Origin of the sequence: Synechococcus sp. LA31, assembly GCF_018502385.1 — a bacterium.
In the GTDB taxonomy this organism is placed as follows: domain Bacteria; phylum Cyanobacteriota; class Cyanobacteriia; order PCC-6307; family Cyanobiaceae; genus Vulcanococcus.
This window is the reverse complement of record NZ_CP075523.1, coordinates 671200-684910: the sequence shown is the minus strand read 5'-3', so window position 1 is coordinate 684910 and position 13711 is coordinate 671200. Positions and strand designations below refer to the sequence as shown.

Annotated in this window: 19 protein-coding genes; 8 read left to right on the top strand and 11 right to left on the bottom strand. The window is 63.7% G+C overall.

The genetic code is table 11. From position 1 onward, the window contains the following. Positions 1 to 17 precede the first annotated feature (17 nt). From psb28 to KJJ24_RS03670, 3 genes are read left to right on the top strand one after another with little or no spacing between them, the layout of a single operon-like run. On the top strand, positions 18 to 386 hold the full coding sequence (gene psb28 / locus KJJ24_RS03680; protein WP_214341213.1) for a photosystem II reaction center protein Psb28: 369 nt from the start codon (positions 18 to 20) through the stop codon (positions 384 to 386). Further along, positions 383 to 1438 carry an AI-2E family transporter gene (locus KJJ24_RS03675; protein ID WP_214341210.1) on the top strand — a complete coding sequence of 352 codons (1056 nt, stop codon included), beginning with the start codon at positions 383 to 385 and terminating at the stop codon, positions 1436 to 1438. The genes psb28 and KJJ24_RS03675 overlap by 4 nt, the downstream gene beginning before the upstream one ends. Beyond that, on the top strand, positions 1435 to 2436 hold the full coding sequence (locus KJJ24_RS03670) for an AI-2E family transporter (RefSeq protein WP_214341204.1): 1002 nt from the start codon (positions 1435 to 1437) through the stop codon (positions 2434 to 2436). The genes KJJ24_RS03675 and KJJ24_RS03670 overlap by 4 nt, the downstream gene beginning before the upstream one ends. Before the next feature lie 3 nt (positions 2437 to 2439). Here the strand turns inward: KJJ24_RS03670 and KJJ24_RS03665 are convergent, their stop codons facing one another. The 7 genes from KJJ24_RS03665 to rsmA form a co-directional block, all read right to left on the bottom strand. After that, positions 2440 to 2646 carry a hypothetical protein gene (locus KJJ24_RS03665; RefSeq protein WP_214341202.1) on the bottom strand — a complete coding sequence of 69 codons (207 nt, stop codon included), beginning with the start codon at positions 2644 to 2646 and terminating at the stop codon, positions 2440 to 2442. Then, entirely contained in the window at positions 2643 to 3635 is a 993-nt protein-coding gene (secF, locus tag KJJ24_RS03660; RefSeq protein WP_214341199.1) for a protein translocase subunit SecF, read from the bottom strand. The genes KJJ24_RS03665 and secF overlap by 4 nt, the downstream gene beginning before the upstream one ends. Beyond that, complete coding sequence (gene secD / locus KJJ24_RS03655; RefSeq protein WP_214341197.1) at positions 3635 to 5116, bottom strand: protein translocase subunit SecD; 1482 nt, start codon at positions 5114 to 5116, stop codon at positions 3635 to 3637. The genes secF and secD overlap by 1 nt, the downstream gene beginning before the upstream one ends. A gap of 40 nt (positions 5117 to 5156) precedes the next feature. Further along, the gene (locus KJJ24_RS03650) at positions 5157 to 6140 is read right to left on the bottom strand and encodes a pyruvate dehydrogenase complex E1 component subunit beta (RefSeq protein ID WP_214341195.1); all 984 of its coding nucleotides are present in this window, start codon (positions 6138 to 6140) and stop codon (positions 5157 to 5159) included. A 169-nt stretch (positions 6141 to 6309) separates the two neighbouring features. Continuing rightward, a complete protein-coding gene (locus tag KJJ24_RS03645; RefSeq protein WP_250544897.1) occupies positions 6310 to 6657 on the bottom strand; it encodes a DUF3082 domain-containing protein in 348 nt (115 codons plus the stop codon). A 19-nt stretch (positions 6658 to 6676) separates the two neighbouring features. Further along, positions 6677 to 7609 carry a 4-(cytidine 5'-diphospho)-2-C-methyl-D-erythritol kinase gene (gene ispE, locus KJJ24_RS03640; RefSeq protein WP_214341192.1) on the bottom strand — a complete coding sequence of 311 codons (933 nt, stop codon included), beginning with the start codon at positions 7607 to 7609 and terminating at the stop codon, positions 6677 to 6679. A gap of 9 nt (positions 7610 to 7618) precedes the next feature. Further along, positions 7619 to 8431: a 16S rRNA (adenine(1518)-N(6)/adenine(1519)-N(6))-dimethyltransferase RsmA gene (gene rsmA / locus KJJ24_RS03635; RefSeq protein ID WP_214341190.1), complete on the bottom strand. Its 813-nt coding sequence runs from the start codon at positions 8429 to 8431 to the stop codon at positions 7619 to 7621. 123 nt (positions 8432 to 8554) lie between these two features. On the opposite strand from rsmA, the gene KJJ24_RS03630 reads away from it, so the two are divergent. Then, entirely contained in the window at positions 8555 to 8815 is a 261-nt protein-coding gene (locus tag KJJ24_RS03630) for a hypothetical protein (RefSeq protein WP_214341188.1), read from the top strand. Here KJJ24_RS03630 and KJJ24_RS03625 read toward each other — a convergent pair. Both KJJ24_RS03625 and KJJ24_RS03620 read right to left on the bottom strand, forming a co-directional pair. Continuing rightward, on the bottom strand, positions 8778 to 9143 hold the full coding sequence (locus tag KJJ24_RS03625) for a YraN family protein (protein ID WP_214341185.1): 366 nt from the start codon (positions 9141 to 9143) through the stop codon (positions 8778 to 8780). The genes KJJ24_RS03630 and KJJ24_RS03625 overlap by 38 nt on opposite strands. Positions 9144 to 9188: 45 nt before the next feature. Next, positions 9189 to 9419, bottom strand: a complete 231-nt coding sequence (locus KJJ24_RS03620) for a hypothetical protein (RefSeq protein ID WP_214341183.1) — start codon at positions 9417 to 9419, stop codon at positions 9189 to 9191. Between the two features lie 141 nt (positions 9420 to 9560). On the opposite strand from KJJ24_RS03620, the gene KJJ24_RS03615 reads away from it, so the two are divergent. Then, on the top strand, positions 9561 to 10067 hold the full coding sequence (locus tag KJJ24_RS03615) for a pentapeptide repeat-containing protein (protein WP_214341182.1): 507 nt from the start codon (positions 9561 to 9563) through the stop codon (positions 10065 to 10067). 12 nt (positions 10068 to 10079) lie between these two features. Beyond that, positions 10080 to 10499 (top strand): hypothetical protein, encoded by a 420-nt coding sequence (locus tag KJJ24_RS03610; protein WP_214341180.1) that lies wholly within the window; start codon positions 10080 to 10082, stop codon positions 10497 to 10499. 9 nt (positions 10500 to 10508) lie between these two features. Here KJJ24_RS03610 and KJJ24_RS03605 read toward each other — a convergent pair whose 3' ends face one another. Further along, complete coding sequence (locus KJJ24_RS03605) at positions 10509 to 11657, bottom strand: choloylglycine hydrolase family protein (protein WP_214341178.1); 1149 nt, start codon at positions 11655 to 11657, stop codon at positions 10509 to 10511. A 106-nt stretch (positions 11658 to 11763) separates the two neighbouring features. Here KJJ24_RS03605 and KJJ24_RS03600 point away from each other — a divergent pair, with 106 nt between their 5' ends. Both KJJ24_RS03600 and KJJ24_RS03595 read left to right on the top strand, forming a co-directional pair. Then, the gene (locus KJJ24_RS03600; RefSeq protein WP_214341177.1) at positions 11764 to 12204 is read left to right on the top strand and encodes a LexA family transcriptional regulator; all 441 of its coding nucleotides are present in this window, start codon (positions 11764 to 11766) and stop codon (positions 12202 to 12204) included. Then, the gene (locus KJJ24_RS03595) at positions 12197 to 13474 is read left to right on the top strand and encodes a Y-family DNA polymerase (RefSeq protein WP_214343246.1); all 1278 of its coding nucleotides are present in this window, start codon (positions 12197 to 12199) and stop codon (positions 13472 to 13474) included. The genes KJJ24_RS03600 and KJJ24_RS03595 overlap by 8 nt, the downstream gene beginning before the upstream one ends. A 3-nt stretch (positions 13475 to 13477) precedes the next feature. On the opposite strand, the gene KJJ24_RS03590 is transcribed toward KJJ24_RS03595, so the two are convergent. Beyond that, positions 13478 to 13636, bottom strand: coding sequence for a hypothetical protein (locus KJJ24_RS03590; protein ID WP_250544896.1), 159 nt, complete (start codon positions 13634 to 13636; stop codon positions 13478 to 13480). Positions 13637 to 13711 lie beyond the last annotated feature (75 nt).

Here is a 13711-nt window from a genome sequence, read left to right as displayed (position 1 = left end):
TTTTGCAGGCAACATCGATGGCCGCCATTCAGTTTTTCCGCGGTGTCGACGAGCCGGTTGTTCCCGATATCCGCATGACCCGTTCCCGCGATGGGCGCACCGGTCAGGCGATCTTTGTGTTTGATCAACCCGATGCGCTTGCTCCCGAGAGCATGGGTGACATCGGCGGCATGTACTTGGTGGATGAGGAGGGCCAGCTGGTGACCCGCGAAGTGAATGCCAAATTCGTGAACGGGAAACCAGCTGCGCTGGAAGCCACCTACACCTGGAAAACCCCCGAGGATTTCGAGCGGTTTATGCGCTTCGCCCAGCGGTACGCCGATAGCCACGACCTCGGCTTCTCCCAGAACGAGAAAAACGACGAGGCCAGCAGCGAAGACGCGTGAAATTCGGCCAATGGCTCGGGCTGATTGCTGCAGCAGCCGCTCTGGTGTTGCTGTGGTCGCTGCGGGATGTGGTGATTCATCTCTTTGCGGCAGTGGTCCTAGCCATGGCCCTCTGCACCCTGGTGGGGGTGGTGCGCGCACGGCTGGGATGTGCTCGACCGCTGGCATTGCTCCTTAGCCTGCTTGGTCTGCTCGTGCTTCTGGCTATCGCCTTAGCCGCGGTGGTTCCACCCTTCATGCAACAGTTCCAGCAACTGCTGCTGCAGTTGCCGGAGGCAGCCAGCAAGGCGTTGGCTCTGCTGCGCCAAGCGATGGACCAGAGCAGCCAGATGCTTTACGGCCAAGAAGCACTGGATTGGCTGCGCCAGAGCTGGGGATCTGGCGCAAGCGGTAGCGAGGCTGTGGGCCAGAGCCTGCAGGGGCTCTTGGGCCTAGCCGGCAATCTGGGCAGCGGCTTGATCCAGCTGCTGTTTGTGGTGGCGGTGGCCCTGATGGTGGCCGTGCAACCCAACGCCTACAAGGAGGTGGCAGTGCTGCTGGCGCCCTCGTTCTACCGGCGGCGGATGCGCCAGGTTCTGTCTCAGTGCGGTGAAGCCCTCAGCAGCTGGATGGGCGGCGTGCTGATCAGCTCGCTCTGCGTGGCTCTGCTGGCAGGCATAGGCCTCTCTCTGCTGGGAGTGAAGCTGGTGGTGGCCAACGCATTGCTGGCGGGGCTACTCAACATCATTCCCAATGTGGGGCCCACCTTGAGCACCGTGTTTCCAATGTCGGTGGCGCTGCTGGTGTCCCCTTGGAAGGCTTTGGCAGTGCTCGGGCTCTACGTGCTGGTCCAGAACCTGGAGAGCTATGTGATCACTCCATCGGTGATGCACCACCAGGTGAAGCTGCTTCCCGGTCTCACCCTCGCAGCCCAGTTCGTGTTCACCGTGCTGTTCGGGCCGCTGGGATTGTTGCTGGCCCTGCCTCTGGCGGTGTGCCTCCAGGTGGTCATCCGTGAGGTACTGATCCACGATGTGCTGGATCCCTGGCGCCGGCAGCGCCCACTGACATGACCGGCCGCGGGTTAATCGGGTTGCTCGCCCTGGTAGTGCTCGGACTACTGGCCTGGGAACTGCGCTGGGTGCTGCTGGTGCTGTTCGGGGCGGTGGTGCTGGCGGTGGCCCTGGATGTCCCTGTGACCTGGTTGCGGCGCTACACCCCGCTCAACCGCCCGCAATCGCTGTTGGTGGTCGTCGCGATGCTTCTACTGGGCGGCTGGCAGCTGGGGGAACTGCTGCTGCCGGAGCTGATCGAACAGGTGCAGCAACTCACGCAGCTTGTGCCGGCGGTGATCAATCGGATCGGCGAGCTCATGGGTGGCGTGGCGATGCTGGAGAGCCTCGAGGGTCGTCTGGCGGAGTTCGCCACGTTCGACAAACTGCAACCACTGGGGGGGCAGCTTCTGGGCTTTGCCGGTGGTGCCGCCAATGGCACGATCCAGCTGCTGCTGATGGGGCTGCTGGCGCTGCTGCTGGTGCTCGATCCGCGTAGTCACCAGCGGCTGGTGTTGGCGGCCACGCCAGCCCACTACCGGCCTCTGGTCACCACCTTGCTCGGTGAATGCCGCCAGGCCCTAGGTGGCTGGCTGGCCGGCATGACCATCTCCGCCAGCAGTGTGTTTCTGCTCACCTGGGCAGGGCTGGCCCTGCTGAAGGTGCCTTTGGCGCTACTCAGTGGACTGGTGTGCGGTCTGCTGACTTTTGTGCCGACTATCGGCCCAACAGTGGCGACCGCGCTGCCCCTGGCCGTCGCCCTGCTGGTATCGCCTGCACTAGCCCTGCAGGTGTTGATCCTGAGACTGATCCTTCAGAACGGTGAAGCCTTCCTGCTCACTCCGATCCTGCTGAGCCGCACCGTAAATCTGCTACCTACGGTGGCACTCATGGCACAGCTCAGCCTTGGGGCGCTCCTGGGGTTGCCGGGCGTGCTGCTGGCCCTGCCGCTGGTGGTGGTGCTCCAAGTGCTGTCACAGCGTGTTGTGGTGGAGCAGGTGATGGATCGGTGGCTCTAAGGGCTACTGGGGCCGCTGGATCATCCAGGGGATGCACGCCAGCACGGCGATTGCCAAGGGGTGATGGCGGGGAATCTCAATCAAGCTAGAGAAGGTGAAGTGATCGAGCAGCAGCAGTAATTCAGTGCGCAGATCGAGTAGGGCAAGCAGCCCTAAAACAAGCGGAATCAACGGCAACTGCAGGGGGCGTCGGCGCCCAGGACCGCTCATCGCCGCGTGAGCAGTGGCAGGAGGGTTGGTGCGATGCCGATACTCGACCAGCTGCCCACACCGATGCCCACGGTGAGGGCTACAGCAAACCAAAACAGGCTGCCGCCGCCAAAGAGCAACAAGGCGATCAGGGGAAGCAGGGTGGTGAAGGAGGTGTAGAGCGAGCGAGTAAAGGTGGCATCCACAGCCAGATCCACCTGGTCACTCAGGCTTAAATCGCGCTGTTCACGTCGCTGTTCGCGAATGCGATCGAAGACCACCACGGTGTCATTCACCGAATAGCCAGCCACCGTGATCAAGGCCACTGCAAACAGAGAGTCCACCTCCACACCGCTGATCAGACCCAGCCAGGCGAACACTCCGCAGGTAATCAGCACGTCATGGGCTAGGCAGAGCAAGGCCAAGGCGGCATAAATGCCGTCGTAGCGAAAGCTGATATAGGCGGCGATCAAAGCAAAACTGACCAGCAGCGATACGGCACTGCTGCGCAGCAGCTGACTGCCGAGGGTGGGACCGATGGTGTTGACCGAGAGCTGCTGTGGATTGACAGGTCCAGTGAGCGGTATCAGCTGATCGATCAAGGCCTGGGTTTGCTCAGGCTCGAGATCAGGGAGCCGCAGCTCCAGAGAGCGGCCGCCATCCAGCACTTGCACGCCAGCACTCGTGAGGCGAGGGGCCTCAACGGCGCCACTGGCCGGCAGGGTGATCTCGGCTAACCGTTGCTGCACGGCAGCCGCACGCAAGCTGGCGCAATCGGCAACGCTGCAGCTGCGCTCAATCTGAAGCTGCGTGCCCCCGGTGAAATCGAGGCCAGGGCGGAGCGGCGCTCCGATGCGCGGGTTGCTCCAGCACAGGGCCATACCGACAAAGCTGAGCAGCACGGCCAGCCCTGAGACCAGCCAGCCCTGGCGACGGATGCGTGTGATGCGGAAGCGAGGCTCGACCATGGCGGAATTGCCGATCTGAGGCGCGGGAGAACTGGCAGTCATCAGGCGACGCTCCCGGGCAACTGGGCAGCAGGGAGGAAGAAGGTGGCACGGCGCAGTGCTGGATAGCCCATCAGCAAGCGCAAGAGCGTGCGGGTGCAGCTCAGGGCTGTGAACAGGCTCAGCACCAAACCAATCCCAAGGGTGAGGGCAAATCCCTTGACCAGGCCCGTGCCCAGTGCAAACAGGGCGGCACAGCTGATCAGGCCGGTGACATGGCCATCCAAGATCGAGGAAAAGGCCAGGGAGAAGCCAGCATCAATGGAGCGAATCAGGGTGTTGCCGCGCCGCAACTCTTCCTTGACCCGCTCAAAGATCAAGACATTGGCATCCACTGCGATGCCGATGGAGAGGATAAAACCCGCAATGCCCGGCAGAGTGAGGGTGACGGGAATCAGCGCGTAGAGCGCGAGGTTGAACAGGGAATAGAGCGCCAGCGCCAGCACCGCTACGAAGCCAGGAAGCCGATACATCACCACCATGAACAACGCCACAAGGGCCAGGCCAAACAGGCCAGCGGCGAGGCTGCGTTGCACGTTTTCAGCCCCAAGGGTGGCGCCGATGGTGCGCTGCTCGATCACCTTCACCGGCAGTGGCAAGGAGCCGCCGCGCAGCTGCACTTCGAGATCGCGTGCTTCCTCAGCAGTGAAATTGCCGGTGATGCTGGCAGCACCGCCGCTGATGCCCGCAGGCTTGAACTCCGGGCCCACACTCGCTTCGCTGATGGAGCGGCCATCAAGCACGATTCCCAGGAGACGGCCACTGCCGGCAATGCCCTGGGTGAGCTCCGCAAACTTACGGCCGCCCTCGGCATTGAAGCCGAGGGTCACATCCCAGCCGCTGCCGGTTTGCTGCTGCTGGCGACCAGCGCTGGTGAGGTCTTTGCCGGTGAGCTGGGCGGGCTCGTAGAGATCCACGATGCGGCGGTTGACCTCAGCCAACAGCAGCTCAAGTTGTTCGGCTTCTCCGCTGCCGTCAGGCACCGTCAGCCCAAGCTGGTCAAGCGCCTGGGCGAGCTCATCGGTTTTGATCTCTGGCTTCTCCTGCCCTGCTGCTTGCTGCTGCCGACTCTGATTGAGCACCGCCACGGCCTGGCGTTTGAGCTTGAGCAGCCCACTCATCTCCTGTTCAGTGCCGGCCTTCTGAGCGCGAAACTCAAGCAGAGCGGTCGTCCCGAGCACCTTGGCGGCACGGCTGGGGTCTTGCTCACCGGGGAGCTGCAGCACCAGCTGATCATCGCCAACGCTCTGCAGGGTGGATTCAGCCACCCCGAGGCCATTGATGCGGCGGTCGAGCACATCCTTCACGGCCTCAAGCTGTTCGCTCTTCACCTGTTTGATCGCACCGGCCGGCAACACCTGCAAGGTGAGCTGGCTGCCGCCCTTGAGATCAAGGCCGAGCTGCAAGGGGAAGCTGGCCAGCACGGCTCCCGCCGCAATCGCCAAAGCCAGGATTAGGGCAAACCACCCCTGTTGACGCGCCATCAGAACCGGTGTTGCGAGGGGTAGAAAAAAGCGATCGTGATCAGACCTGGCCGCTCTTGAGGGCCTTGGCGGCTTCCACGATCTGGTGGGGCTGAATGATCGTGAGGTTCTCGAGCGTGCCGTTGTAGGGGGTGGGGATGTCTTGCGACGACAAACGCACCGGACGGCAATCGAGATCATCGAAACACTGCTCGGTGATCAACGCCATCAGCTCAGCGCCGATGCCGCCGGTCTTCATGCACTCCTCCACGATCAGCACCTTGTGGGTCTTGCGGATCGAGCGGGCGATGGTCTCCATGTCGAAGGGCTTGAGGCTGATCAGATCGATCAATTCCACGCTCACGCCCTCTTTCTCCAGCTGCTCCACCGCCTTGAGGCAGTGGTGGCGCATGCGGGAGTAGGTGAGGATCGTCACATCACTGCCCTGCTGCACCAGATCGGCCTGGTCGAGAGCGCAGATGTAATCGCCGCCTGGGATCTCCTCGCTGAGGTTGTAGAGCAACACGTGCTCAAAGAACAGCACGGGGTTGTTGTCGCGAATGGCGGCCTTCATCAGGCCCTTAGCGTTCGTGGGAGTGCTCACCGCCACGATCTTGATGCCGGGCACGGCATGGAAATAGGCCTCGAGGCGCTGGCTGTGCTCGGCGCCGAGCTGACGGCCCACACCGCCAGGCCCCCGCACCACGGCAGGAATGGTGAAGTTGCCGCCACTGGTGTAGCGGAGCATTCCCATGTTGTTGGAGATCTGGTTGAAGGCGAGCAGCAAGAAGCCCATGTTCATGCCTTCGACGATCGGGCGTAGGCCCGTCATCGCCGCACCCACCGCCATGCCGGTGAAAGCGTTTTCAGCGATCGGGGTGTCGAGCACCCGCAGTTCGCCGTATTTGTCGTAGAGGTCTTTGGTGACTTTGTAGGACCCGCCGTACTGACCAACGTCCTCCCCCATCACACACACGTGAGGATCGCGAGCCATCTCTTCATCGATGGCCTCGCGCAGGGCGTTGAACAACAGGGTCTCAGCCACGGCGGAGCACTCAGTCCGGCTCAGGCCGGTCGCTGCGCCAACTTATCTCAGCCGCCTGCAGCGAAGGTGACGAGGAGCAGGACCGAGAGCAGCATCCCGGGTGAGAGCAGCAGCACCAGCAGCTGCAGGTCGTGGGCTGTCATCAACAACGCAGCGGCGAGCTCCAAGGCTAGGGAGTTTGTTCCGCTTCGCTCCAGCCCGGTAGGAGGCTGCGCACAAAGGTGAGAAAAAGGCCGATGCCCACAAAAGCGAAGGTGAACGTGGCCAGAAAGCTCATCCCCACAAACAGGGTCTTCATGAACACCGCGATGCTCTGGGCAAAGCGCACGTCGTAGTGGGGTGGATGTTCGGCGTAGTAGCCCACGATCCGCTGGGCCAGTTGCAGTGCCAGCCAGCCCAGGCCAAAACTGGTGAGTGAACCGCTCAGGAAGCTGAGCGGCCCCTTGCGGGGCCGGCTGGTGGATGCTGAGCTAGCGGATGAGGAGCTGTTTGATTCAGAGGCTGGCCTCTCGCTCACGGGCTGACTCCATGCGGCATCAGCCCAGCGTGGCACCAGAGCCGATGCAGCGGCAGAGCCAGGCCTCGAAGCCCCCTTGATGCAAGGCCGGCTGCAGCTGCTGCTGAGCCCGCTCTGCTGCCGCCGCGTCTGGGAACAGGGCAAACAGGCTCGGCCCCGAGCCGCTCATCGCGACCACCAGAGCATCACTGGCCTGCCGCAGCAGGGCCAGACCCTCGCGCACACTGGCTACATCCGGCTCCACCACCGCCTGCAGGTCGTTGCGCAGCGGTGGCATGGGACCCTCACCCCGCAGGGCAGATAGAAGCGGTCCTGTGCGTAGCGACTGCCGGCGCTGCTCAAACTCTTCCTCACGAGTCAGATAGAAGTCGCCGCGCTGCTCCCGGCAGCGGCCGTAGGCCCATGGGGTCGACACGCTGGATTCGGGATGCTTAATCAACAGCACGCTGAAATCGTGCGGATCCTTCAGCTCCAAAGGCTCAAGCACCTCCCCGCGACCAAAACAGAGCTGGGTGCCGCCACCGAGACAGAAGGGCATGTCGGAGCCCAGCTGGGCAGCCATCTCCAGCAGTTGGACTTGATTGAAGCCGCAGCCCCAAAGCGCGTTGAGCCCCAGCAGGGCAGCCGCCCCATCGCTGGACCCACCCGCCAGGCCCGCACCGATGGGGATGCGCTTCTCAAGCTCGATGCTGGCCCCCAGCTCGGGCAGACCAACTCGCGACTTCAGCAGCTCCGCCGCCTTCACGATCAGGTTGCTGCCGTCGGTGGGCAGATCGCTGCGGCTGCAGCGCAGGCTGATGCGGCCATCGGCGCTGGGTTTGAGCCGCAGCTGATCGGCCAGATCGAGCGTTTGCATCACCATCGCCAACTCATGGAAGCCATCGGGCCGCAGCCCAAGCACCTCCAGATGCAGGTTGATCTTGGCGGGGGCGCTGACCAGCAGCTCAGCCATGCGATGGGTTCAGGCGTTGAGGCGATTCAAGCCCGCCGCCAGATCGACCCAGGCCGCCGGCGCCACCTCCTGAGGCCGCTGTGCCAGGTCAATCCCCGCCGCCGCCGTGAGAGCCCCCAGCTGCTCCGGGGGTTGCAGCCCCGCCAGAGTGTTGCGCAGCATTTTGCGACGGGCGGCAAAACAGCGGCGCAGCAGCACCTCCACCGTGCGCGCCAGGGCCGGATCCAGCTGCTGCTCGGCTGGCAACGGATCGATGGCCACAACCTCACTCATCACCTTTGGGGGGGGCTGAAAACAGCGGGGCGGCACCAGACAGATCGAGCGGCATTGAGCCAGCAGCTGCATGCGCACGCTCAAGGCGGAATAGGCACTGCTGCCAGGCAGAGCTCGAATGCGCCCAGCCACCTCCTGCTGCATCAGCAGCACCAGCCGCCTGTAAGGCTGCGTCACCGGCCGATCGAGCCGACCCACCAGCCGCTCCAACAGCGGGCCGGTGATGTTGTAAGGAATATTCGCCACCACGATGCCGGCCTCTGGCAGCGGCACCGCCAGCACATCACCCTGGATGAGCCCAAAGCGGGGATCTGGGCCGAAGCGCTGCTGCAAGCCCTCGACCAGATCACGATCCAACTCCACCGCCCGCACCGCCATGGCTGGCGAGGCCAGCAGCCGTTCGGTGAGAGCACCGCGGCCCGGCCCAACCTCCAGCACGGTGTCGCGCTCGCTGAGCTCGGCTGCCGCCAGGATCTCCTGCAGCACCCGCTCATCCTTAAGCCAGTGCTGCCCGAAGCGTTTGCGGGTGCGATGGGCCGCGAAGGTCATCGAAACAAGCGACAGGCCTGCTTCCAGATTGCTCCCTGGCCGCGAGGCACCGGCGTGGTTAGACAGAACAGCAGCTGCGCAGATCCCGTGCGACCGCATTCCCTCCCCCCCTGGCTGAAGGCAATGCCGCTTGCCGGAGCCCTGTTCCTGGCTCTGAGCCCTGCCGTACGAGCCGGCTCGATCACCGCGGAATCGATCTGGGATAAGAAAAGCGCGATCGAACGCGCTGAGGCCCAGATGCCAGCCAATGCAACGGTCACCAATACCAAATGCACCGTGGTGAACGTGCATATCGGCAACTACCGCTACATCTGCACGGTCGAATACACCACCGCTCCGAGCGGCACTACCCCCAGCAGCGAATCCAGCGCACCCGCTCCCTAGCCGGCGGCAGGGGCACCAGGGCTAACACCAGCTCCACGCCGCAGCGGTGGTAGCCCGGATGAGCAGCCAACCAGCAGCGATAAGCGGCCGCCAAGCGCGATCGCTTAGCCACCGTGAAGCTGGCGATGCCCCAGCCATCCAGCCCGCAACGGCGGCGGCTCTTCACCTCCACCAGCAGCAGGCGCTGGGGTTTGTAGAGCAGCAGATCGAGCTCCCCCCAGCGGCAGTGCCACTGCCGCTCCAGCAGTTGCCAGCCAGCGGCCTGCAGCAGCCTCAGGGCCCGCTGTTCAGCCCAGTTGCCGCGCCGCTGCCTCACCGTGATGGCCATATCTGCGGCAGTGAACTGCTGAGCTGAGGATTCCCCTGCTCACGCTCACTCGCCCGGCAACTGACCTCGCAAGGCCCGCAGGCAGTATTTGCAGCCGCCGGTCGTCACCAGATGGCGCTCCGGTGTGATCGAGATCAGTCGCACCGGATGCTCGCGACAGCGAATCTTGATCGGCGTTTTGAAGCTCTTGTAAACGATCTCGCCGTAGTCGTAGCGATCGCCGAAACGGGCCCGGGCTCGGGCCAGAAAGGTGTCGATGTCGATCGGATTGCCCATCGCGAACGCTCGCTGTTCGATCCGGCGACCTGAGGAGCTGCACCCAGCGATGCATTGAGCTGGAGATTAGGGGAGCGCTCATGGAGTCGCGGTGGTGATCGCGACAGCCTGCTTAGGGTTGCTCAACCTGATCCCGTTGTGATGGGCCGCCTGCTGCAACCTCTGTTGAAGCGCCTGCTGATGCCCGTGCTCGCGCTCTGGCTCCCAGCGGCACTGCTGCTGACGCCACCGGCTGTGGAGGCCGCGATGGATTACGCCAAGCAGGTGTTGATCGGGCACGACTTCGCCGGCGTTGACCTGCGCGGGGCCACCTTCAATCTCACCAACCTGAGGGAGGCCGACTTTCATGGCGCAGATTTGCGCGGCGCCAGCCTGTTCGGTGCCAAATTGCAGGATGCCAACCTTTCCGACACCGACCTCACCGACGCAACCCTCGACTCGGCCGTGCTCGAGGGCACGGATCTGCGCAACGCCGTGCTCGAGAACGCCTTTGCCTTCAACACCCGCTTCAACAACGTGCAGATCGCAGGGGCCGATTTCACCAATGTGCCCTTCCGCGGCGACGTGCTGAAAACCCTCTGCGCTAGCGCCAGCGGCACCAACCCCAGCACTGGCCGCAACACCCGCGACACACTCGAGTGCGGCTAACGCCCCTACGCCATGAGTTTTGACGCCCGCAGCCTTGAGCGCCTGCAGCAGCTGGGCCGCAGCCTGCCCAAACCCCTACCAAAGCCAGAAACGACCCGCGAGGCCCCGGCCAGCCAGAAACGCCACCGGGTGGAAACGGAGACCGACCCCCAGGCCCTGTTCCGCGAGCTGATGCAGGTTAGCCCTGATGGCAGCGTGCCACCGCATCTGATGGATCGGCTGCGTCAAGCGGAGGCCGATCAGCAACGCCAGCGCCAGGCGATGCAGCGGCAGAACACCGAGCGACCCAGCGCGACACCCGGGCTACAGCCTCGCGGCACCAGTCACGAACTGCGCCCCAACCGCCAGCGCCGCCCACCCACCAACAGCGAGGAGCTTGAGCTCTACACCGCCTTCCAACAACTTTTGCTGGAAGGCGACGACGAAGACTGAGCTCAGCACTCAGGGTTTGAGCACCGTGACCTCAACCGGCTGATCCAACGGCATCACCTTGATCGCACCACCATCGAGGGGCAGCTGATCAAAGTTGAGCGTGCGCAGGGCCGGATTCTCGTAAGTCTGGACGTAGTAGACGAGATTTTTCTGATCCGCCACCACCGACCATTCGGTGATCTCATACGTGGTTGCTGAGCCCGCACCTCCGAAGGAACCACCGGGAGGCAGCAAAATGCTTCCTGGCGGCAGATCAAACTGACCCAGCAGGCGGAAAGCAGTGCCCACTTGCTGTTGTGTAGTGAGATTACGAGGGGCGAAATGGCTCAGCATCAGCGCGCGAATGAAGCGAGATGTCGAGAGAAAATCACCAGGCAGGCCATGCAAGCCGCCACCGGTGCTGGCCGGCGGAAGCTTCAGGCCATTCACCGTGAGTTCAGCCGGTGGCATGGCGCTGAGATTGGCGTAGTTGCCTGCTGCAGCCAGGTGATACGGGAAGGGCGGATCGTTGGTATAAGTGCCGGTGGGGTTATCCATCATGGTGAGCTCACCCTTGATGTATTCCACCGAAAGACTCTTGCCACTGCGGTCGTGCAAGGTCATATGGATCGGCAACGGTCCACCGAACACCTTGACCGCAGCACCATTGACAAGCACCTGCGGCAAACCGCGCTTCACCTCATCGATCGTGGCGAAGTTAGTGAGCACATAGGTGAGCAACTGAGCGCTATTGATCGATCGCTTGGTCTCGCCAGAGGGAACGCTCTGAAATTGGGCATAGCCGGCGAAGTAGAGCAAGCCACCCGCCAGACCCTTTTCATTCATGCCATCGGGGACCACATCGTTGAGACCCAGAGCATTGAGGCCAACCACGGCATAGCGGCTGGTCCACTGCAGACCGTTTCCGACACCTCCATCGGGTCCGTTGCCACGTAGGGGCGTGCCGCGCTGAATCAGCACGGCCTGGCTGCCCAGCGGCTGCCCAAACTCCATGGTGCGCCCGTAGACGCGGCCGCCATCGGAGCCCTTGAGCACAAAACTGGTGCAGGCCTGCGCCGGCAGGGATGAACCAGCCAGCACCCCCAGAGCACTGATCACACCAAGAGCACGCCGGCGCCACACCGCTACCTGCACCTTCACCTTCACCACGCGCACCACCGAAAACCCAAGAATGCACCGATTCTGACCAGCACACCCCGAAGCGACCACAGCCCCAAGCAGTACATCTGAACTATCGTGTTCGATGTGTCGCTGAGTTCTATCTGTGTCGCTCCTGCTAATCGGCGCCCTGCAGAACCAGTGCATACCGCTGCGGCTACCCCTGGCCAGCAGCACCGTGGCCGCAGGCTTTCCCAGCCCGGCCGACGACTACATCGATGTGGGCATCGACCTCAACGAGGCCCTGATCCGGCACCCGAGCAGCACCTTTTTTCTGCGGGTGAGCGGCGATTCGATGATCGACGCCGGCATTCAGCACGGCGATCTGCTGGTGGTGGACCGCAGCCTGGAGCCCCGGCCCGGCCTGATCGTGGTGGCGGTGCTCGATGGCGCCTTCACCCTCAAACGCCTAGTGCGCTACCACGGCCGACTGCGGCTGGAGGCGGCCAACAGCGCCTATCCGCCCCTGGAGCTCCATCAATGCGGCGACGTGCAGATCTGGGGCGTGGCGATCCACGTGATCCATGCCCTCACGCGCCATGGCTGATGTGCTGGCGCTGATCGACGCCAACAACTTCTACGCCTCCTGCGAGCAGGCCTTCGATCCGGCCCTGATCGGCCGGCCGGTGGTGGTGCTCTCCAACAACGACGGCTGCGTGGTGTCGCGCAGCAGCGAAGCGCGGCAGCTGGGCATCGGCATGGGCAAGCCCTATTTCCAGATCGCAGCGCAGCTGGCCCAACACGGCGTGGTGGTGCGCAGCTCCAACTACGCCCTCTACGGCGACATGAGCCAGCGGCTGATGAGCAGCCTCGAGCCGTTTGTGGCGGAGCTGGAGGTGTATTCGATCGATGAAGCCTTCGCGCGGCTACCGCGCCCGCGCCACGGCGACCTCAGCGCCTGGGCCGCAGAGCTGCGCAGCCGCATCCGCCACAACCTGGGCCTGCCGATCGCCATCGGCCTGGCCTCCAGCAAGGTGCTGGCCAAACTGGCCAACCGCATCGCCAAGGGGGATCGGCGCCACGCCGGCGTGTTTGATCTGGGCCGCGAAGCCAACCCCGATCCCTGGCTGGAGCTCACCCCCGTGGAGGAGATCTGGGGGGTGGGTCGCCAACTGAGCCGTTGGTGCCGTCTGCGGGGCATCGCTAATGCCCGCCAGCTGCGCGACATGGCGAGTGGCGAGCTGCGGGCCAAGGCCGGGGTGGTGGGCTTACGGCTACAGCTGGAACTACAGGGAGTGAGCTGCCTGCCCCTCGAGCAGGGGCCCAGCGCCAAGCGGGAAACCTGCGTGAGCCGCAGCTTCAGCCGGACGATCCTGAGCGAAGAAGAACTGCGCCAGGCCGTAGCCACCTACGTGGTGCGGGCGGCCGAGAAACTACGTCGCCAGCAGCAGTGCAGCGGCCGGCTCACGATCTTTGCCCGCACCAGCCCCTTTAGCGCCGGCTTCTACAGCCAGGCCGCCAGCACCGCCCTGGCGGTGGCCAGCAATGACACAGCCGTGCTGCTACAGGCCGCCCTGCCTCTGGTGGCGGTGATCTACCAGCCCCACAAACGCTTTGCCAAGGCGGGGGTGCTGCTGCAGGAGCTGCAGAGCCAGGAACAGCTGCAACACCATCTGCTGGCACCGCTACCCGAGCAGGAGCAGCAGAGGCGGGCAGCCCTGATGCAGAGCATCGATGGGCTCAACCGCCGCTATGGCCGCGGTGCAGTGCAATGGGCCGCCTGTGGCCTCTCACCTGGCTGGATGATGCGGCGCGAGCAGCTGTCGCGCGCAGCCACCACCCGGCTCAGTGATCTGCCGACGGCCTGGGCCCGCTAACGATCAGGACTGGCCGTATTTCTGAATGCTCTGCTGACTGCAGAAGGTTTTGGCCTGTTCGATGGTCTGGCGCTTGCCCATCTGCTCCACCACGCAATTGCAGGTGTCGGTCACCATGCCTTCAGGTGGTGTCTTGCCGGCCTTCTTGAAGTCGTCGGCCATGGCCTCAGAGCACTTTTTGAAAATGATCTGATTGATCATGCTGGCCTGGGCAGGAGGGGAAAAGGCAGAGGCAGC